Origin of the sequence: Mesorhizobium sp. YL-MeA3-2017 (assembly GCF_030814575.1) — a bacterium.
Taxonomy (GTDB): Bacteria; Pseudomonadota; Alphaproteobacteria; order Rhizobiales; family Rhizobiaceae; genus Mesorhizobium; species Mesorhizobium terrae.
Genome location: NZ_JAUSVH010000001.1, coordinates 1,554,011 through 1,574,673, shown reverse-complemented (window position 1 = coordinate 1,574,673; position 20,663 = coordinate 1,554,011). Strand labels below are relative to the sequence as shown.

Genomic DNA, 20,663 nt, shown 5'->3' with positions numbered 1-20,663 from the left:
TAACGAATTGACTTATGTAAAGGCCCGGCCGATCTTTTTTGAGCCACGGGATGCCGGCCATGCATTTTTCCCTTCTTTTGCTTCATCTCGCGGGAGCGACGCTGCTTTTGCTCTATGCCGTGCACTTGGTACGTACCGGCATGGAGCGCGCTTATGCCGGGCTGCTGCGCCGGCTGTTCGGCGAGGCCAAAGGGGGCACGATCCGCGCTGTTGCCGGCGGTGCCGCGATGGCGGTGACATTGCAGAACTCAACGGCGGTGGCGATGATCGCTTGCGGCTTCGTCGCCAGCGGTTTGCTCGCCGTACCGGTCGGCCTGGCGCTGCTGCTCGGTGCCGATTTCGGTTCGGCGCTCGTCGTGCGCATCCTGTCGTTCGATCTCGGCTGGCTGGTCCCGGTCTGCTTGGCTGCCGGCGGCGTCATGCATCTCAAACTGTCCGGTGAGAGGCTGCGTGAAACCGGGCGCATGGTGCTGGGCATCGGCTTCATCCTTTTGTCGCTGAGGTTCATCGGCGAGGCGACGGGCCCGCTGCGTCACGCCGAACTTTTGCCGGTGATCTCCGGTTATCTGGCCAGCGACGCCATGATGGCCGTTCTGCTCGGCGCGCTGTTCACCTGGCTGATCCATTCAAGCGTCGCGGCGATCCTGATGATCTCGGCTTTTGCCGCGCAAGGCGTCATCCCGTTGGAAGCGGGCGTGCCGCTGATCCTGGGAGCCAATATGGGCAGCGGGCTGATCGCCTTCTGGCTGTCGCGCAGCATGGACAAGGCAACGCAGCGCCTGCCGCTCGGCAATCTCTTGTTTCGTGTGACGGCGGCCGGGATCGCGCTGGTGGCGGTCGAAACCGCCGGCATGCCCACCATCATGCGCGGGCTGGATCCGGTGACTGCCCTGGTCGATTTCCACCTGGCCTTCAATGCGGCCCTTGCTCTGGTTTGCCTGCCATTCGTCGATCCTGTGGCTCGGCTGGTCACGCGCATGACGCAAGAGCCTGCGGGCGAGGGGGATGCGGATATCACCCGCCAGCGGCTGAGTGCGCTTGACCGATCGGTCATCAAGACGCCGACGCTGGCATTGGCCAGCGCTACACGGGAACTCCTGCGCATGGGTGAACTCGTCGAACGGATGTTTCGGCCGGTCATGGATATGTTCCGCTCTGGAACGGTTGAACAGATTGCCAGGCTGCGCGGCATCGACGACGAGATCAACGACGCGCACACCGGCATCAAGCTGTATGTTGCAGAGGTCAATCGCGGCAAGCTGACGGCCAACGAGGCGCGCCGCGGCATGGAATTGACCGACGTTGCCATCAATCTCGAATATGCCGGCGACATCGTCGCCAAGAACCTGCTCGTGCTCGCATCCGAGCGTGCGCAAAAGGAACTTCAATTCTCCACCGAAGGCTGGCGCGAACTCGATGAGCTGCATGCCCGGGTTGTCGAGAACATGCAGCTTGCGTTGAATGTACTCATCTCCAACGACGTCGCCTCGGCGCGCCAATTGGTCGCCGAAAAGGAACGTATCCGCGCCATGCAGCGCGAGAGCCATGAACGGCATCTGCGCCGGCTGCAGTCCGGAAAGATCGAGAGCATCGAAACCAGCGATATCCACCTGGAAGTCGTGCGCGCCTTCAAGGAGATCAACTCGCTGCTCGTTGCGACAGCCTATCCATTGCTGACGCAGACGGGCGACCTGCTCGGCAGTCGCCTCGCGCGCGTCGCCTAGTAATCATAAGTGCATGTTATGGTCGGATACAAAATAACGATTTTTCAGATATCTCTTTCTCTGCAACAATCCCGACATCGAAACGCCAGAACCTAAGTGCAGTGGAGGACAGTCGATGCGATCCGAGTTTTCGCCTGTAGAGGGTTTCGATCCGCCGGCTTTGGGTGAGCCTTATCTGCTGACGCCGGGACCGCTGACGACAGCTTACACCGTCAAGCAGGCGATGTTGCGGGACTGGGGTTCGTGGGATGGCGATTTCCGTTCCATGACCGCGGATTTGCGCCGGCGCCTTCTGGCGCTGATCGGCGACGCCAAGGGCGAGTATGATTGCGTGCCTATCCAGGGCTCCGGTTCCTTCTGCGTGGAAGCGATGCTCGGCTCCTTCGTGCCGAAGGACGGCAAGGTGCTGGTGCTTGCCAATGGCGCCTACGGCCTGCGCGCCGCCCAGACTATGCAATATCTCGGCCGCGCCTTCACGCTGATCGACAAGGGCGATTATCTGCCGCCGCGCGGCGACGAAGTGGGCGCGGCGCTCGATGCCGATCCCGCCATCACCCACGTCATCGCCATTCACTGCGAGACGAGTTCGGGCATCCTCAACCCGGTCGCCGAGATTTCGGAAGCCGCCTACGCCAGGGGCCGCAAGCTGCTGGTCGATTCCATGAGCGCTTTCGGCGCCATTCCGCTGGAGGTCGGCAAGATCCGCTACGAGGCGATGGTCTCCTCGGCGAACAAATGCATCGAGGGGGTGCCGGGCTTCGGCTTCGTCATCGCCAAGAAGAACGAGTTGGAAAAGGCCAAGGGCAACAGCCATTCGCTGTCGCTGGACATTCATGCGCAATGGGCTGCGATGGAAAAGACCGGCCAGTGGCGGTTCACGCCGCCGACGCATGTGGTTGCCGCCTTTCTCGAGGCCTTGCGCATGCATGAGGCGGAAGGCGGCGTGGCCGCGCGCGGCGCGCGTTACATGAAGAACCGCAATGTCATGGTCGAAGGCATGCGCAAGCTCGGCTTCGAGACCTTGCTGTCCGATCGCTGGCTTTCGCCGATCATCGTCACCTTTTTCTGCCCGTCCGACAGCAATTTCGTCTTCGAGCGTTTCTACGAGCTGATGAAGGACAAGGGCTTCATCATCTATCCCGGCAAGCTGACGGTGATCGATTCCTTCCGGGTCGGCTGCATCGGCCGGATGGATGAACACGTCATGCACCGTGTCGTCGAGGCGGCCCGTCAGTCGCTGGCCGAAATGGGTGTGGCGAGTGCTGCACCACCCCAGGCCGCCTTAGCCCAACGCGCCAAACTCGCCGCCTGAACCCGACAAGAAACAAGGAAAATCCCGATGAACCAGATGTCCCCGGTGGCTGTGTCCGCCAATGGACGCGACTATGCATGGCCGCGGGTGCCGGCCATCGCGATCTGCCTGGATGGCTGTGAACCCGCCTATCTCGACGAGGCGATCGAGGCCGGGCTGATGCCGGCGCTGGAGCGGATCAAGCAGAGAGGCACCGTGCGCACCGCGCATTCGGTGATCCCGAGCTTCACCAACCCCAACAATCTTTCCATCGCCACCGGCCGTCCGCCAGCCGTGCACGGCATCTGCGGCAACTACCTCTACAACCCCGAAACGGGCGAGGAGGTGATGATGAACGATCCCAAATTCTTGCGCGCGCCGACCGTCTTCAAGGCGTTCTACGACGCTGGCGCCAAGGTGGCGGTGGTGACGGCCAAGGACAAGCTGCGCGCGCTGCTCGGTCATGGCCTGGCCTATGACGACAACCGCGCGGTCTGCTTCTCCTCCGAAAAGGCCAACACCACGACCAAGGCCGGCAATGGCATCGACAACGCTTCCGCCTGGCTCGGCCGCCCGGTGCCGGAAGTCTATTCCGCGGAATTGTCCGAATTCGTCTTCGCGGCAGGCGTGAAGCTGCTCAAGGAATTTCGGCCAGACGTCATGTACCTGACCACCACCGACTATGTGCAGCATAAATATGCGCCCGGCGTGAAGCAGGCGAACGCCTTTTACGCGATGTTCGACCGGTATTTGGCAGAACTCGACGCGCTCGGGACGGCGATCGTGGTGACCGCAGACCACGGCATGAAGCCCAAGCACAAGGCCGATGGCTCACCCGACGTCGTCTACGCCCAGGACCTGCTCGACGAGTGGCTGGGCAAGGATGCGGCCCGCGTCATCCTACCGATCACCGATCCCTATGTCGTGCATCATGGCGCACTGGGTTCCTTTGCCACCGCCTATCTGCCGAAGAGCGCCGACCGCGCCGACATCATGGCCAAGCTTGCCAAGGTGGAGGGTATCACGCTGGTGCTCGGCCGGGAGGAAGGCTGCGCCCGCTTCGAACTGCCCGAGGACCGCATGGGCGACATCATCTTCGTCTCCGGCGAGAACAAGACGATCGGCACAAGCGAACACCGCCACGATCTGGCAGCGCTCGACGAACCTCTGCGTTCGCATGGCGGCCTCACCGAGCAGGCCGTGCCCTTCATCACCAACCGGGTGCTGACCGGCCAGCCCGATGCGCCGGCGCTGCGCAATTTCGATGCCTTCTATTACGCGGTGATGGCGGCCGCGCAGCCGGCGCAGTGAGGACGATTGCCATGACCAAGGCTGAGACGTCGATCAAGGTCCGGCACGAGCCGATGCGGATCGCCGGCAGGAAGGTCGATGCCGACGATGTCATCGAGGTGCGCTACCCTTGGAATGACACGGTGGCCGGCACGGTGCCGGCCGGCGGCGCGGCCCATGCCAGGGAGGCCTTCGAGATCGCTGCAGGCTACACCTCGAAGCTGACGCGATACGAGCGCCAGAAGATTCTGTTGAAGACCGCCGAACTGCTGAATGCCCGCAAGGAAGAGATATCCGATCTGGTCACGCTGGAACTCGGCATCTCCAAGCAGGATTCACTCTACGAGGTCGGCCGCGCCCATGATGTCTTCACCCTGGCCGGCCAGATGGCGATCCAGGATGACGGCCAGATATTTTCCTGCGATCTCACTCCCCACGGCAAGCAGCGCAAGATCTTCACGCTGCGCGAGCCGTTGAAGGCGATCTCGGCGATCACGCCGTTCAACCATCCGCTCAACATGGTGGCGCACAAGGTCGCCCCGGCGGTCGCCACCAACAACTGCGTCGTCGTCAAGCCGACCGAACTCACCCCGATAACCGCGCTGGTGCTGGCCGACATCCTCTATGAGGCGGGTCTGCCGCCGCAGATGCTCTCGATCGTCACGGGCTGGCCGAAGGACATCGGCGACGAGATGATCACCAATCCCAATATCGACCTGATCACCTTCACCGGCGGCGTGCCGGTCGGCAAGATGATCGCCTTGAAGGCGGGTTACAGGCGCCAGGTTCTGGAGCTTGGCGGCAACGACCCGCTGATCATCCTCAACGATCTCTCCGACGACGATCTCGCCAAGGCAGCTGACCTTGCCGTGGCCGGCGCCACCAGGAATTCCGGCCAGCGCTGCACGGCGGTGAAGCGCATCCTGGTGCAGGAAAAAGTGGCCGACCGTTTCGTGCCGCTTGTCTTGGAACGCGCCAGAAAGATCGTGTTCGGCGACCCGATGAACCTTGCCACGCAACTCGGCACAGTCGTGCACGAGAAGGCCGCGGCACTTTTCGAACGCCGTGTCCACATGGCGGCCGAGCAGGGCGCCGAGGTGCTCTACAATCCGGGCCGCAAGGGCGCGCTGTTGCCGCCGATCGTCGTCGACCGCGTGCCGCATTCGTCCGAGCTGGTGATGGAAGAAACCTTCGGGCCAATCATCCCCATCATCCGCGCGCCGGATGACGACGATGCCCTCATCGCGCTTTCCAACTCGACGGCGTTCGGGCTCTCGTCGGGCGTGTGCACCAACGATTTCCGCCGCATGCAGAAATACATTTCCGGCCTGCAGGTCGGCACCGTCAACATCTGGGAAGTGCCCGGCTACCGCATCGAGATGAGCCCGTTCGGCGGCATCAAGGATTCGGGCAACGGTTACAAGGAAGGCGTCATCGAGGCCATGAAATCCTACACCAACGTCAAGACCTTCTCGCTGCCCTGGTAGGTCGGGGCAGGGGTGGCAGGGCGCGCCTGCCACCGCTCGGGATTCAGGAAAGGTTGCCATGACGATCGTGCACACCGAAGGGGAGTCCAACAAGGCGCCCGCCCGCAGGGACTGGGACGCGCGCCAGGATCACGCGCCGTCGCGTGCGTTGTTGGAGCGCGACGCCGACGCCTTTCTGCATCAGTCACTGTCCAGCCCATGCGTGTCGACGATCGCCAGGGCCGAAGGCATATGGATCGAGGACTTGGCCGGCCGGCGTTTCATGGATTTCCATGGCAACAGCGTCCACCATATCGGCTATGCGCATCCGCGCCTGATCGCAGCCATCAAGCGGCAACTGGATGAGTTGTCCTTCGCGCCGCGCCGTTTCGCCAACGAGTCAGCTGTGGAGCTCGCCGAAAAACTTGGCGCACTTGCGGGCGCGGATCTGTCGAAGGTGCTGTTCACCACCGGCGGCTCCGACGCCATCGAGGTCGCCCTGAAGATCGCCCGCGCCGCCACCGGACGCTTCAAGACTTTATCCTTCTGGGATGCCTTCCACGGTGCTGGTTTCGGCGCGATCTCGGTCGGCGGCGAGGCGACGTTCCGTTCCCAGATCGCCGGGCCGTTGATGACGGGTGCCGAGCATGTCGCGCCGTGGGCAAGCCGCAACTGCGCCTACGGCCACGACAGCCTCGAGGCCTCGGCCCAGGCCTGCGCCAACATGATCTCTTATGTGCTCGGCCGCGAGGGCGACTTCGCCGCCGTCATCGCCGAGCCGATGCGTGCGACGCCACTGGTGCCGGCGCCCGGTTTCTGGAAAGCGGTGCGCGAAGCCTGCAACCGGCACGGTACATTGCTGATCTTCGACGAAATTCCGACGGGGCTCGGCAAGACCGGCAAAATCTTCTCGCATCAGCACGATGGGGTCGCGCCCGATATATTGGTGCTGGGCAAGGCATTGGGCGGCGGCGTGTTGCCCATCGCCGCGGTGGTCGCCAGACGTGCGCTCGATGTGGCGGGCGATTTTGCAATCGGCCACTACACCCATGAAAAGAACCCGGTGACGGCGCGCGCCGCTCTCACCACAATCGCCATCATCGAGGAAGAGGGACTGGCCGAACGCGCCGCCGAACTCGGCGCCTACGCCATGGCCCGGCTCGGCGAATTGATCGAGCGCTCGCCACATGTCGGCGAAGTGCGCGGCCGGGGTCTGATGATGGGTGTCGAACTGGTCGAGGAACGCGGCAGCTACAAGCCGGCGCGCGAACTGGCGGAGCGCGTCTATTACCGCTGCCTGGAAGAAGGCCTGAGTTTCAAGATCAGCGCCGGCAATGTGCTGACGCTGTCGCCGCCACTGGTCATCGGCCGCCCGGATCTCGAGCGGGCGCTCGCCATCGTCGAGCGCGCCATAATGGCCGGCTAGGCGGACACCCACAACAACAAGCAGGAACATGGGAGGCGATTTTGGCGCAGTTTGACTTGGCGGTGGTTGGGGCGGGGATCGTAGGCCTCGCCCATGCGCTTGCCGCGGCACGGCGTGGCCTCAGTGTGGTGGTCATCGACAGGGATGCCCAAGCCAACGGCGCCTCGATCCGCAACTTCGGGCTGGTTGTGGTCAGCGGGCAGGAGCCCGGCATTTCACGCGCGCGCGCTGAACGAACTCGTGCCATCTGGCTCGATCTTGCCGGCGAGGCCGGCCTCGACGTCCTGCATCGCGGCAAGCTGGTCGTCGCCCGCCGGGCCGAGGCGCTTTCCGTGCTGGAGGCCTTCGCGGCAACAGCGGACGGTGCCGAATGCGAGCTTCTGACGCCGGCGGACGTCATCGCCCGGCTGCCTGCCTTGCGTGGCGCGGAGATCGCCGGCGGCCTTTACAGCCCGCATGAATTGCGCGTGGAGTCGCGCGATGTGTTGCCAAAACTGACCGCGTTCCTGGCCGGGCAACTCGGTGTCGAATTCCGCTTCGGCGTAGCCGTGACCGCGATCGAGCCCGGCGCGGTGGTGACAAGTGCCGGACTTGTTCACGCTGCCAGGGTGGTGGTGTGTCCCGGTGACGATCTGATCAGCCTCTATCCGGAGCGCATCGGGCAATATGGCGTGCGCCGCTGCAAGCTGCAGATGCTGCGCCTGGCCAATCCCGGCTTCCAGCTCGGCGCGGCTCTGGTCTCCGATCTCAGCCTGTTGCGTTATGAAGGCTATGCGGCGCTGCCGGAGGCGGCAGCCCTCCGGCGCCGGCTGGAAAACGAGCAGGCCGGGGAGCTCGCCAACGGCGTCCATCTGATCGTCACCCAGAGCGCCGATGGCTCGCTGGTCATCGGCGATTCCCATCACTATGGCGCCACGCCCGACCCCTTCGGGTCGGAAGAGGTCGACCGGTTGATCCTCCGCGAATTCGCCAGGCTGCTTCCGCAGGTGCAGCCGGCGGTGACCGCACGCTGGACCGGAACCTACTCTTCCGCCAGCCACGCGGCGTTTCGCGATGCGCCGCATGAGGATGTCAGGCTGGTGATGGTTACCAGCGGCACCGGCGCCAGTACGGGCTTTGCCCTTGGCGAGGAGACCGTCGCCGAGCTCTTCGGCTTCTGATCGATTTTCAAGCGGTCTTTGAGCCGAAAAAAGCAGGAACGGCAGCCGGTTTCGACGTGCTCACGGCCGTCCATGACAACCCTGTGACAAACATCAGTCCAGCCTATTGTTTCATAGAATAAATAGATTTCACTTATCGTAATCCCTTCATCTAGAGTGGCTCATGGACGTCGTGTGCCGGCATTCTCTGGGCCGGCACAGCCGCAGGATCGGCGTCCCAATGCATCGAAGAATGTGCCACCAGACGGGGAATCCAAGCCATGAAATCTCGTATTGCATCCGTGCTTGCAGCGCTTGCTGCGACCTTTGCCGCCTCGACGGCGATCGCCGAAACCAATCTGACGGTCTATACCGCGATCGAGGCCGTCGACCTCGATCGCTACAAGGCGACTTTCGAAAAGGCCTATCCGGACATCAAGATCAATTGGGTGCGTGACTCCACCGGCGTCATGACCGCCAAGCTGCTTGCCGAGAAGGACAATCCGCAGGCCGACGTCGTCTGGGGGCTGGCGGCAACGTCGCTGCTGTTGCTGAAAAGCGAAGGCATGCTGGAAGCCTATGCGCCTGCCGGCGTCGACAAACTCGACAAGCGCTTCGTCGACAACAGCAATCCACCGTCGTGGACAGGCATGGACGCCTATGTCGCCGCCATCTGCTTCAACACCCTCGAGGCGAAGAAGCTCGGCATTGCCGCGCCGAAAAGCTGGAAGGATCTGACCAAGCCCGAATACAAGGGCCATGTCGTGATGCCGAACCCGAATTCCTCGGGCACCGGTTTCCTCGACGTCTCGGCCTGGCTGCAGATGTTCGGCGAGAAGGACGCCTGGGCCTTCATGGACGGCCTGCACCAGAACATTTCCGCTTACACGCATTCAGGGTCCAAGCCGTGCAAGATGGCCGGCGCCGGCGAGACAGCTATCGGCGTTTCGTTTGAGTTCCCGGGCGCGAAGGCCAAATCCGCGGGCGCGCCGCTCGACATCATCTTCCCGGAAGAAGGTTCAGGCTGGGAGGCTGAAGCCACTGCCATCGTCGCGGGCACTGCCAAGCTCGACGCGGCCAAGAAACTGGTCGACTTCTCGGTCTCGAAAGAGGCCAATGAGATGTACAACGAAGGTTATGCCGTTCTCGCCTATCCCGGCATCGCCAAGCCGGTGGAGCATCTGCCCGCCAATGTCGCCGACCACATGATCAAGAACGACTTCGAGTGGGCGGCGAACAACCGCAAGGCGATCCTGGCGGAATGGGCAAAACGCTACGACGCGAAGTCCGAGCCGAAAAGCTGAGCAATCCCAGCCGGGCGCCGTCAAAGCGGCGCCCGTTCTGCTTGAACATCAATGATGGGCCGCGAGATGAAACACGAGACCGTCACTGGAGCGGCCGCCGCTCCGGCGCGCTTTGAGCCGGGGGCAGGCAACCCTGCCAGGCCCGGTTACCTGGCGATCGACCAGCTATGGAAGACCTTTGGAGACTTCGTCGCGCTGAAAGGCGTCTCGCTGGAAATCAAGGAGGGCGAGTTCGTCTGCTTCCTCGGGCCCTCCGGTTGCGGCAAGACCACACTGCTGCGCGCCGTTGCGGGCCTCGATCTGCAGACGCGCGGAACGATCCGCCAGGCTGGCAGGGATATTTCGAACCTGCCCCCATCAAGGCGCGACTACGGCATCGTCTTCCAGTCCTATGCGCTGTTCCCGAACCTGACGATCGAGAAGAACATCGCCTTCGGCCTGGAGAATGCCCGGCGACCGAAGGCGGAGATCCAGGCGCGCGTCAAGGAACTGCTTGCCCTGGTCGGCTTGTCGGAACAGGCAAAAAAATACCCGGCCCAGCTTTCCGGCGGCCAGCAGCAGCGCATCGCGCTTGCCCGCGCCATGGCGGTATCGCCGGGCCTGCTTCTGCTCGACGAGCCCTTGTCGGCGCTCGATGCCAAGGTGCGCGTCCATCTGCGCCACGAGATCAAGGAGCTTCAACGCAAACTCGGCGTGACAACGATCATGGTCACCCATGATCAGGAGGAAGCGCTGTCGATGGCAGACCGCATCGTGGTCATGAACCACGGCGTGATCGAACAGGTGGGAACGCCGACCGAGGTTTATCGCCATCCGAGCACCCTGTTCGTGGCCGACTTCATCGGTGAAACCAACCAGTTCGCGGCGAGGGCCTTGGGAAACGACAGGCTGGCGCTCGCCGGGACCGAACTCGTCTGCGCGCCGCATATCTGTGCTGCCGGCGATGAGGTGATGGCAGTGATCCGTCCGGTCGATATCATTCCCCATGGTGATGGCGCGCGTTCGCCAGGAGCGCCAGACCCGATCGGAACGCCGGACAATCTGGTCGAGGTCACGGTCGAGGAAATGGAGTTCCTCGGCAGTTTCTGGCGTTGCCGGCTGGTCTCGCCACGTCTCGGCGAAAAGCGCCTGATCGGCGACTTCTCGCTCAATGCTGTCCGCCGGCTGCGCATCGAGACAAGCGGACATCTGCAGGTCGAACTGCCGCAGAACCGTGTGCTTGTCTTCCCGAAGGCAGCCTGAGATGAGCGCCGCCGCTATCGCTCTTCCCGCAGGACACGCGCCACGCCTGCAGCTGTCGTCCGACGATCTGGTCAAGCGCGGGCTGATGCTGATCATCGCGCTATATCTCGTACTGGCTCTGGCGGCGCCGCTTTATGTGCTGCTGTCGAAGTCGATGTCGACCTATCGCTTCGATCTCAACGCCTTCGAGATCGAGCGCAGCGACGAAAGCGGAACCGGCTTCGGCCCCGCACGCACGGTCGCCGCGCTCAACGCGGACGCCAAGGCGATCACGGAGCCCCAACTCGGCACCGGGTCCGACGGACGGCTTTCTTTGACCGGCCTCTACAAGGATTTCAGTTTCCGCAGCCCGGTCAAATACCGCATCCGCGGAACGACCGAGCATTCCGCTTTCCTGGTCGGTTCGGAGCTGAAGCGCGGCACCGATTGGGTGGAGGTTGATTCCAACAGCTTCCGCCGCGTTGTGCTGCGGCCGGCCCGCACCGTCGGCTTCGACAATTTCATCGCCTATTTCTCAACGCCTTCGCTGGCGCAGGCGATCTGGAACTCGGTCCTGATGGGGGTGATCAGCACGGTGCTGGTCATCGCCATCGCCTTCGGCCTTGCCTATGCGCTGAACCGAAGCCGCATGCGCTGCAAGGGCTTCTTCCGGCTTGTCATGAGCGTGCCGATCCTGGTGCCGTCGCTGCTTCCCGGTATCGCGCTTGTTTATCTGTTCGGCAATCAGGGCCTGCTGAAAAACTGGATGATGGGCTATTCGATCTACGGGCCGATCGGCATCGTCATTGGCTCGGTCTTCTTCACACTGCCGCATGCGTTGCTCATCATCTCGACATCGCTCAGCGTGGCGGACGCCCGCCACTATGAGGCAGCGGCCTCGCTTCGCGCCACAAGATGGCGCACCTTCTGGACGGTGACCGTGCCGGGCGCACGCTATGGCATCGTATCCGCGGCTTTTGTGGTGTTCACCATGGTCATCACCGATTTCGGCCTGCCGAAGGTCATCGGCGGCCAGTACAACATGCTCGCCGTCGACATCTACAAGCAGGTCATTGGACAGCAGAATTTCGAAATGGGGGCGGTGGTATCCGTCCTGCTCATCATTCCCGCCATCGCCGCTTTCTTCGTTGACCGCACGATCCAGAAGAAACAGGTGGCGCTCTTGTCCGCCCGCTCGGTGCCTTACGAGCCGAAACCGAACCGCGGTTTCGATTGGGGCTGCCTTGCCTATTGCGGGCTGATCGCCGCTTTCATCCTGACGATGATCGGGGTCTGCCAACTGGCCGCAATGGTCAAATTCTGGCCCTACGATCTGACGCCGAGCCTGAAGAATTTCCGCTTCGACCTGATGGATGGCGGCGGCTGGGCTTCCTATCACAACTCCATCAAGATGGCGCTGCTGACGGCCTTCTTCGGCACCATCCTCGTCTTCACCGGTGCCTATATGGTAGAGAAAAGCGATGGCTTCCGCGCCGGGCGCTCATTGTTTCAATTCCTTGCCATGCTGCCGATGGCCGTGCCCGGCATGGTGCTAGGCCTCGCCTACATCTTCTTCTTCAACAACCCGGCAAATCCGCTGCATACGATCTATGGCTCGATGGCCATCCTGGTGATCTGCACGATCACCCATTTCTACACGGTCTCGCATCTTACCGCGCTGACGGCGCTCAAGCAGATGGACCGCGAGTTCGAACCGGTGGCGGCCTCCTTGAAGCAGCCCTTCCATAAGCTGTTCTTTCGGGTGACTCTGCCGGTCTGCCTGCCGGCGATCCTCGACATCTCGATCTATCTGTTCGTCAATGCGATGACGACGGTTTCGGCCGTCGTGTTCCTCTATTCCACGCACACGCAGCTTGCTTCAGTGGCGGTTCTCAATATGGACGATGCGGGCGATGTCGCACCTGCGGCGGCCATGGGCATGATGATTTTCTACACCAACATCGCCGCCCGCCTGATCCACGCGCTGGTGTCGCGCTTTCTCCTGTCGCGAACGCAGATCTGGCGCGGAAGATAATCTTGTTCACAATACCGATGTTGCCGACGAGCGAGTGTTTGCTTTCTGCGTTTTCGCATCAAAAAGCCGCCAGTCCGCATCGGCCTCCTATAATTCTCCATTTGGCCATATTGGCCAAATGGAGAAATGTCACGGGTATCTCACAGTATGGCCCGGTCGCCAAAGGTCGGCCAGCCTGGAATGTAGGCAAGCAGGTCGGCGCCAAACGAGTGCTCAAAGTGAAGCAAATCTGGTTGATCCGGTTTTTCCTAGATCGCGAAGGGCGGATGCGTGACCGGGCATTGTTTGACTTCGCGATTGACAGCAAGCTTCGCGGTTGTGACCTCATCAAGATGAAGATCGGATCACTTGTTTCCGGTCCGGCAATACGGGCCTGATCAATGGTGATCCAGCAGAAGATCGGTCGGCACGTCTAGTTCGAGATTGCCGCAGACACGAGGGTAAGTCTGCTCGCGTGGCTCGAACGCCGTGGGCTGTATCGACGACTACAGTTCCCAGGCCGAGTTGACCGCGAAGGGCACCTCAGCATCCGACAGTACGCGAGATTGGTCGATGAATAGGTTACGGCGATTGGACTGCGTGCTGAGGAATACGGAACACGTTCGCTCCGCCGTACCAAGGCAGCATTGATCTACAAAGCCATCGGAAATCTTCGAGTTATTCAAATCCTGCTTGGACACACCAAGATCGATAATACGGTTCGATATCCCGGTGTTGATATCGATGATGCATTGACGCTCGCCGAGACGACGGAAATCTAAGACAAATTGCCTCGCTAGAGATGGCGGAGCAGATTCAGCAAGGCGCCTTCATTCCAGACGGTGAGTCGGCGAAAAGTCGATCTTACCTTGGGCGGGTTAATCAACACGAACGATCGCTGAACTATCAGCGCTACTTTCGGCGGATCTAGACAACAGTGAGTCTGCAGAACGATTATCAACGTTCGGCGATTGCAGAATTCGCCATCCATCCGGCTGTATTCTCGTTTACTTTGACACGAATAGATGCCCTTTGGCTTCCATAACCGAAACGTCGAGCCCCTTTGGGACGACAGTGATTACAGCGAATTTGGTGCCAGGTCCCTCGCGCAGGTTCATCGTGGTCTTCGCGTAGGGCATTGCAGCTTGTTCCGCGTCGTCCTCAATGCGAGGCTGCGATTGAACCACATCAGTTGCAACTACCTCGTCGCTTCAGAAGCAGATAGTTGCGCTGAGCTGTAGAGATTTTCATTCCCCCACTGGAAACGCACATAGCACCGTGCACACGCCACGCCCTTTTAGGGCAAACGTTCTGACATAGAATCGAGGTATTGCCAGATCGACATGAAACGCTGGCGAGACATTAGTGGGCGCTCTTGATTGGGCGGGGCACAAACTTCTGCTTCCGTTTTGGCGGATTGGCTGCCCAAAGGGCAACGGCCCGCTTGCGGCCCCACTCACGGCACTCGCCATGGTATTGCCAAGCGTCCGCAATTTATTCGTTGGCACCACAATGACAGCAGGCTCAGGCCTTGAAATCGTTCAGGGTTTTGCGGACGAGGCGCTACGACGCATCCACGTTTGTAGTATGATTTCAATTATTTTGAGAGTGATGGTAGCGGGAGAGGGACTTGAACCCCCGACCCCAGGATTATGATTCCCGTGCTCTAACCAACTGAGCTACCCCGCCACTGGGTCGGCGCCTCACCGTAGCCGCTTTCGAAGCGGATCGTCCGGCCAGCGCCAAGGTCGCGCGGATATAAGGTGGCGGTACCAATCCTGTCAAGCACGCAGACGTGCAAGTTGGCCCGGCAAATGCGGGTGCGGCGCTGACTTGTGGGAAGGCGGGATCGCCAGTGCCTCGCAAAACAGCGGAAGCATCTGAAAAGACGGCATAACAGGTCCCCGGCGTCTGCGGCGATTGGTGGTGGGGTTGAGTTCGGCGAGGTGCACCGCTATGTCTCAGTCGACGATTTTCGCGCGAAATGCTTGAGTTCCTATTTGATGAAACCGCGTATTGCAGTCCTCGGGTGCGGGTACTGGGGCAGCAACCATATCCGGACGCTGAAAGGGCTGGGCGCACTTCACGCGGTCTCGGACCTCAATCTTGCCCGTGCCGAAGGCTTTGCCAGCGAACAGGATTGCCTGGCGATCGCGCCCGACGACCTGTTTTCGCGGGATGATGTCGACGCCATCGTCATGGCGTTGCCACCGCAGTTCCATGCCAACCTGTCGATCCGCGCTGTCGAAGCCGGCAAGGACGTGCTGGTCGAAAAGCCGATCGCGCTCACCGTGCCCGACGCCGAGCGCGCGGTGCAGGCGGCGAAGGACAATCACCGCGTTTTCATGGTCGGCCATGTGTTGCGCTTCCATCCCGCCTTCGAGAAGTTGAAGGCGCTGGTCGACGAAGGCGAACTCGGCGACATCCGCTATATTCATTCGCACAGGCTTGGCCTCGGCAAATTCCATACCGAGAATGACGCTTTATGGGATCTCGCGCCGCACGACCTCTCGATGATCCTGGCGATCACCGGTACGGCACCGCTCGAGGTGCGTGGGGAAGGGGCCGCGCTTCTCGACCATCTCAGCGATTTCGCGCATGTGCACATGCGCTTTCCGAACGATCTAAGAAGCCATCTGTTCGCATCGCGGCTCAATCCTTATCGCGAACGGCGGCTTACCGTCGTCGGCACCAAGGCGATGGCGGTGTTCGACGATGTCGAGCCGTGGGAGCGAAAGCTGGCCGTCTACCGGCACTCGGTGTGGCAGGACAGCGGCCAATGGGCCTTCACCATGAACGAGCCGTCCTATGTCGAAATCGAGCAGGGCATGCCGCTGACGCGCGAGCTTGAACACTTCATCCACTGCATCGAGACCCGGTCGGAGCCGCGCACCAATGGCGAGGAAGCGATCCAGGTCCTGCGCATCCTGACCGCCGGCACCGTGGTTCACGACGGCAATGCCGGCTGAGGTCAGCTGAACCGAAAGGCCGGCGCTGCTATTCGGCGGCGATGTTGGAAGGTCTTGCGGCCAGCTTGCTCAACATGGCTTCCGCCTCGGCGCCGCGCTCCGACCGCTCGATGAAACCGCCACCGAAGACGCGCGCTTCATTGCCATCGTCGGAATAGAGCACGCAGGCCTGACCCGGCGCGATGCCGGATTCGCCGTCGGCGAGCTCGACCCAGGTGCTGCCGTTGCGGTGATGCAGGACGGCGGGGCGGGGCGGTCGTGTCGAGCGGACCTTGGCGAAGAGTTCGAGCCCACCGGCGGGAATATCGGCCAGCCCGCCGTCGCCAAGCCAATTCATCGAGCGCAGATAGATCTTGTGGGTTTCCAACGCTTCGCGCGGGCCGACGATGACGCGCGAGCGATCGGCATCGAGATGCACGACGTAAAGCGGCTCGCCGGAGGCGATGCCGATGCCGCGGCGCTGGCCGATCGTATAGCGCAGGATGCCCTCATGGCGCCCAAGCACGCGGCCGTCGATATGGACGATGTCGCCCGGATTGGCGGCCGTCGGCTTCAACTTGGCGATGATGTCGGAATATTTGCCCTGCGGCACAAAGCAGATGTCCTGGCTGTCCTGCTTGGTGGCAACCACCAGCCCCATTTCTTCGGCCATCGCCCGAACCTCGGGCTTCGGCAAGCCGCCGAGCGGGAAGCGAAGATAGTCGATCTGCGCCTGTGTGGTGGCAAACAGGAAATAGCTCTGGTCGCGATCGGCGTCGACCGGCCGGTAGAGGGAGCGGTGCGCGCCATTGGCCTTCGAACGAATATAGTGACCGGTCGCCAGCGCGTCGGCGCCGAGGTCCTGCGCGGTCGCCAAAAGGTCGGCGAACTTCACGGTCTGGTTGCAGGAGACGCAGGGGATCGGCGTTTCGCCGGCAACGTAACTCTCCGCGAAGGGATCGATCACAGCCTTGCGGAAACGTTCCTCATAATCGAGCACGTAGTGGGGGATGCCGAGCGTTTCGGAAACGCGCCGCGCATCGTCGATGTCCTGGCCGGCACAGCAGGAACCGGCGCGATGGGTTGCCGCGCCGTGGTCGTAAAGCTGCAGCGTGACGCCGACGACATCGTAGCCTTCGCGTTTCAACAATCCCGCCACCACGGAGGAATCGACGCCGCCAGACATGGCAACGACGACGCGCGTGTTTTCGGGACGTCCGGGAAGGTCCAGGCTGTTCATCATGTCTATTCCGCAAGCCAGCCGCAAAACGGGCAGTCCAGCCTATATAGGGCATGCGGTCCGGGCGCGCCAGCACAAGCCGGGAGCCCCACGCGCATCTCATCCGAAGCGTCGGGCAATTGTATCAAAAGCTTACAGAAAGCCTAACGTGACGTTCACGAACATTACTTATCCATGAGCAACCGCTTAGGCAATTTTTAAAGCTGTGGCGGTACTGTGGCAGGGATTGGTTCTGTGAGTTTTCAGTAGAGAGTACGATGACCGATCTGGTTAGACCGCGAGTCAAATATGTTATCGGGCCTGACGGCAGCCCGCTTACAATTGCCGATCTGCCGCCAACGAACACGCGTCGCTGGGTCATTCGGCGCAAGGCGGAAGTGGTTGCTGCGGTGCGGGGCGGATTGCTCAGCCTCGACGAAGCCTGTCAGCGCTACAAGCTCACCACCGAAGAATTCCTTTCCTGGCAAGCATCCATCGACGAATATGGCCTGGCCGGGCTGCGCACCACGCGCATTCAGCAATACCGGCACTGAGCAGCCGATTCTCGACATCAAAAAAGGCGCGGGTTCCGCGCCTTTTTGTCGTTTAGCCTTGCTTTGGCGTCACATGGTCAGCACGACCTTTCCTGCCGGCTTGGTACCAAGGAACGTATGGGCGGCACCCGCCTGCGCCAGTGGGAATGTCTTCGCCATCTGAACGGCGAGCTTGCCTGCCTCGATCAGGCGGGACAATTCTTCCAGCGCCTCGCGATCCGGCACGACCGAGATGTGTTCGTTGCGGATACCCAGTTCCTTCGCCGTGGCCTTGGCCTTGTCGGAGATGCCGATGAGCGAGATCAGCGTGCCATTGCTCTTCAAGGTCTTGAGCGAGCGTTCGGCGTTCTCGCCGCCGATCGTTTCCAGAACGAGATCGATGTCGTTGGCGACATCGGCAAAATCGGTGGTGGTGTAATCGATCACCTCGTCGGCGCCGAGGCTGCGAACGAAATCCACCTTGGCCGGACTTGTGGTCGCCACGACATGAGCGCCGCGTGCCTTGGCGATCTGAACCGCCAGATGGCCAACACCGCCGGCCGCGGCGTGGATCAGCACGCGTTGGCCATGCTTGATATTGCCGGCACCGACCAAGGCCTGCCATGCAGTCAGACCAGCGAGTGGCAAGCCTCCGGCGTGAGCATGGTCGATCTTCTTCGGCTTGAATGAAAGCTCGGAAGCCGGGGCGATGACGAACTCGGCATAGGCAGCCGCTTCCTTGGGAAACCGCGGCATGCCGAAGACCTCGTCGCCGATCGCGAAATCAGTCACACCGGGACCGATCTGTTCGACAATGCCGGAAATGTCCCAGCCTATGGTATAGGGCGGTTCACCGAGCAAGGGGTACCAGCCTGCGCGCACAGCAATATCGACCGGGTTGACGCCGGCGGCGCGGACCCGGACGAGAACGTCCCCGGCACCTGGAGTTGGGACCGGGCGCGTTACCAGGGTAAGGATTTCGGGACCGCCGACACTGGTCTGGCTGATGGCTTGCATGGAGTGTCTCCTTTGATTTGGATGACACTATAGAAAAGATAGTTGCTACCCATTGTCTAGTATGCACTATTTTGATATATAGGCACCTCATGGATAGTACCTGCGAACCCTATGGCTACGATGCGTTTCGGCGAACCTGTCCGTCGCATGCCGTGCTCGAAATGCTGTCCAGCAAATGGGTCTATCTGACCGTCAGCGCGTTGCGCCATGGGCGCATGCGCAACGGCGAATTGGCGCGCAAGCTGGAAGGTATCACCCCGAAGATGCTGACGCAGACGTTGCGCGTTCTCGAACGCGACGGTCTTGTGCGGCGCCAGGTGTTCCCGGTGATCCCGCCGCATGTCGAATATGAGCTGACTGCGCTGGGGCAAGATCTTGCCGGGCTGCTCGACCAGATCCGTTCCTGGTCTGAGCGGCATGTGCCGGAAATCAGGAATGCGCGTCTGATCGCCGAAAGGGGCAGGGAAGTCGCGTAGGCCTGATCGGTCTATCGACCAGGATAGTCGACGATCAGCGCTTTTAACCGATCATGGCGCTGCGGCCGCCGATTTCGGTCTCACGTGCACGCGAATCACGTGATTCCAACATCTCGGCCTTGGAAAGCTCGGTTTCCGCTTCCGAAAGCTGTGATTCGGCTGCGCTGCGCTGTTGCGCGAGATCCGCCTGCGAATTTCTCAGATTGTCGCGCCGTAGCCGCGCCGCCTTTGCGAAGGTCGGGTAAGCGAAGTGATTGATGTCGGTGATGCCGGCTTTTTTCTCTTCGGCGGTGATCTGGAATTCCAGCTCACCGGCCATGCGTTCGAACTCAGCGATCATCATGTCGAGCTGAAGAAGCTGCCGCCGTTTCTCATTCACCTGAAATTGCTTCAGTCGAACGAGGTTCTCGCGTGACTTCATGATTCGGTACTCCTACCAACGCACACTGCACTATCGCCTCGCTGGCCTTGCGAGGGTGATATCGCACCCGTATTCCCCCGGTTTTCGGACCGCTATGGAAAACAAAATCCTAAAGATTCTTCCAAACGGTAACCATTCGTTTACGGGCATTGTTAATCATACGGGTCAGGCCTTAAGGCCCGGTAAAAATTTCGGCATGGCTGCAGGACACAAGAGGTGAGTCCATAGAGTCGGTTACGGTGCTTTCTTAATGTGCCGATTCAGGATTTGGCTCGATGATTCATCATTGGATTCAAGTGTGTGTGGAAAGGGGTTAAAAAATCTGGTATCGCTTTCGGTGCGAAATTAGGTTTTGTTAACCATTCAATGGCAGCTTCGGCTTAGGCAATCACTGCTCCGGTCCCGGACGGGTCGTGAAAATGGTCCGGCAGCAGAAAAGGGGAATGAAATGCGCGTTCTGCTGATAGAAGACGACAGTGCAACCGCTCAGAGCATCGAACTGATGCTGAAGTCCGAAAGCTTCAATGTCTATACGACGGATCTCGGGGAAGAGGGCGTCGATCTTGGCAAGCTTTATGACTACGACATCATTCTCCTTGATCTGAACCTGCCAGACATGTCGGGTTACGAGGTGCTGCGCACGCTGCGCCTGTCCAAGGTCAAGACGCCGATCCTGATCCTCTCCGGCATGGCCGGTATCGAGGACAAGGTTCGCGGTCTCGGCTTCGGCGCCGACGACTACATGACCAAGCCGTTCCACAAGGACGAACTGGTCGCCCGCATTCATGCCATCGTGCGTCGCTCGAAGGGCCATGCCCAGTCGGTCATCGCAACGGGCGAACTGGTGGTCAATCTCGACGCCAAGACTGTCGAAGTCAGCAGCCAGCGCGTGCATCTGACCGGCAAGGAATATCAGATGCTGGAGCTGCTCTCGCTGCGCAAGGGCACCACGCTCACCAAGGAAATGTTCCTCAACCACCTCTATGGTGGCATGGACGAGCCTGAACTGAAGATCATCGACGTCTTCATCTGCAAGCTGCGCAAGAAGCTCGACGCTGCCTCGGGCGGCCAGAATTACATCGAAACGGTTTGGGGACGCGGCTACGTGCTGCGCGAACCGGAGGACATGCGCGAAAGCGCCTGACCTTTTTCGTAGTCGGTCATCGAAAGACCC

The 20,663-nt window shown here is 61.1% G+C and carries 16 protein-coding genes, 1 tRNA gene and 1 pseudogene; 14 read left to right on the top strand and 4 right to left on the bottom strand.

Annotation, left to right across the window (positions count from 1 at the left end):
• Nucleotides 1–59: 59 nt before the first annotated feature.
• From QFZ88_RS07430 to QFZ88_RS07385, 10 genes and pseudogenes are all read left to right on the top strand, one after another.
• The gene (locus tag QFZ88_RS07430; RefSeq protein ID WP_024925607.1) at nt 60–1,724 is read left to right on the top strand and encodes a Na/Pi cotransporter family protein; all 1,665 of its coding nucleotides are present in this window, start codon (nt 60–62) and stop codon (nt 1,722–1,724) included.
• 115 nt (nt 1,725–1,839) lie between these two features.
• Nucleotides 1,840–3,036 (top strand): 2-aminoethylphosphonate--pyruvate transaminase, encoded by a 1,197-nt coding sequence (locus QFZ88_RS07425; protein ID WP_024925606.1) that lies wholly within the window; start codon nt 1,840–1,842, stop codon nt 3,034–3,036.
• Nucleotides 3,037–3,063: 27 nt separating this feature from the next.
• Nucleotides 3,064–4,326 carry a phosphonoacetate hydrolase gene (gene phnA / locus QFZ88_RS07420; protein ID WP_024925605.1) on the top strand — a complete coding sequence of 421 codons (1,263 nt, stop codon included), beginning with the start codon at nt 3,064–3,066 and terminating at the stop codon, nt 4,324–4,326.
• 11 nt (nt 4,327–4,337) lie between these two features.
• Nucleotides 4,338–5,792, top strand: coding sequence for a phosphonoacetaldehyde dehydrogenase (gene phnY, locus QFZ88_RS07415; protein WP_024925604.1), 1,455 nt, complete (start codon nt 4,338–4,340; stop codon nt 5,790–5,792).
• A gap of 58 nt (nt 5,793–5,850) precedes the next feature.
• Nucleotides 5,851–7,197, top strand: a complete 1,347-nt coding sequence (locus QFZ88_RS07410) for a (R)-1-hydroxy-2-aminoethylphosphonate ammonia-lyase (RefSeq protein ID WP_024925603.1) — start codon at nt 5,851–5,853, stop codon at nt 7,195–7,197.
• Nucleotides 7,198–7,238: 41 nt separating this feature from the next.
• Entirely contained in the window at nt 7,239–8,357 is a 1,119-nt protein-coding gene (locus QFZ88_RS07405; protein WP_024925602.1) for a TIGR03364 family FAD-dependent oxidoreductase, read from the top strand.
• Between the two features lie 260 nt (nt 8,358–8,617).
• A complete protein-coding gene (locus tag QFZ88_RS07400) occupies nt 8,618–9,640 on the top strand; it encodes a putative 2-aminoethylphosphonate ABC transporter substrate-binding protein (protein ID WP_024925601.1) in 1,023 nt (340 codons plus the stop codon).
• A gap of 66 nt (nt 9,641–9,706) precedes the next feature.
• On the top strand, nt 9,707–10,882 hold the full coding sequence (locus QFZ88_RS07395) for a putative 2-aminoethylphosphonate ABC transporter ATP-binding protein (protein WP_081766952.1): 1,176 nt from the start codon (nt 9,707–9,709) through the stop codon (nt 10,880–10,882).
• Between the two features lies 1 nt (nt 10,883).
• Nucleotides 10,884–12,896, top strand: coding sequence for a putative 2-aminoethylphosphonate ABC transporter permease subunit (locus tag QFZ88_RS07390; protein ID WP_024925599.1), 2,013 nt, complete (start codon nt 10,884–10,886; stop codon nt 12,894–12,896).
• Nucleotides 12,897–13,033: 137 nt separating this feature from the next.
• Nucleotides 13,034–13,657: pseudogene (locus tag QFZ88_RS07385) on the top strand (tyrosine-type recombinase/integrase).
• Nucleotides 13,658–14,487: 830 nt separating this feature from the next.
• On the opposite strand, the gene QFZ88_RS07380 reads toward QFZ88_RS07385, so the two are convergent.
• Nucleotides 14,488–14,564: transfer RNA gene (locus tag QFZ88_RS07380), tRNA-Met, on the bottom strand.
• Nucleotides 14,565–14,878: 314 nt separating this feature from the next.
• Here QFZ88_RS07380 and QFZ88_RS07375 point away from each other — a divergent pair.
• Nucleotides 14,879–15,844 (top strand): Gfo/Idh/MocA family protein, encoded by a 966-nt coding sequence (locus tag QFZ88_RS07375; RefSeq protein ID WP_024925598.1) that lies wholly within the window; start codon nt 14,879–14,881, stop codon nt 15,842–15,844.
• Between the two features lie 28 nt (nt 15,845–15,872).
• Here the strand turns inward: QFZ88_RS07375 and mnmA are convergent, their stop codons facing one another.
• Nucleotides 15,873–17,063 (bottom strand): tRNA 2-thiouridine(34) synthase MnmA, encoded by a 1,191-nt coding sequence (mnmA, locus tag QFZ88_RS07370; RefSeq protein WP_024925597.1) that lies wholly within the window; start codon nt 17,061–17,063, stop codon nt 15,873–15,875.
• 257 nt (nt 17,064–17,320) lie between these two features.
• Here mnmA and QFZ88_RS07365 point away from each other — a divergent pair, with 257 nt between their 5' ends.
• The gene (locus QFZ88_RS07365; protein WP_013529904.1) at nt 17,321–17,596 is read left to right on the top strand and encodes a DUF1153 domain-containing protein; all 276 of its coding nucleotides are present in this window, start codon (nt 17,321–17,323) and stop codon (nt 17,594–17,596) included.
• 69 nt (nt 17,597–17,665) lie between these two features.
• Here the strand turns inward: QFZ88_RS07365 and QFZ88_RS07360 are convergent, their stop codons facing one another.
• A complete protein-coding gene (locus QFZ88_RS07360) occupies nt 17,666–18,592 on the bottom strand; it encodes an NADP-dependent oxidoreductase (RefSeq protein ID WP_024925596.1) in 927 nt (308 codons plus the stop codon).
• 89 nt (nt 18,593–18,681) lie between these two features.
• Between QFZ88_RS07360 and QFZ88_RS07355 the strand changes: the two genes are divergently transcribed.
• Nucleotides 18,682–19,068, top strand: coding sequence for a winged helix-turn-helix transcriptional regulator (locus QFZ88_RS07355; protein WP_024925595.1), 387 nt, complete (start codon nt 18,682–18,684; stop codon nt 19,066–19,068).
• Between the two features lie 43 nt (nt 19,069–19,111).
• On the opposite strand, the gene QFZ88_RS07350 is transcribed toward QFZ88_RS07355, so the two are convergent.
• Nucleotides 19,112–19,489, bottom strand: coding sequence for a flagellar export protein FliJ (locus tag QFZ88_RS07350; protein WP_024925594.1), 378 nt, complete (start codon nt 19,487–19,489; stop codon nt 19,112–19,114).
• A 448-nt stretch (nt 19,490–19,937) separates the two neighbouring features.
• Here QFZ88_RS07350 and ctrA point away from each other — a divergent pair, with 448 nt between their 5' ends.
• Nucleotides 19,938–20,633, top strand: a complete 696-nt coding sequence (ctrA, locus tag QFZ88_RS07345) for a response regulator transcription factor CtrA (RefSeq protein WP_024925593.1) — start codon at nt 19,938–19,940, stop codon at nt 20,631–20,633.
• Nucleotides 20,634–20,663: the final 30 nt, after the last annotated feature.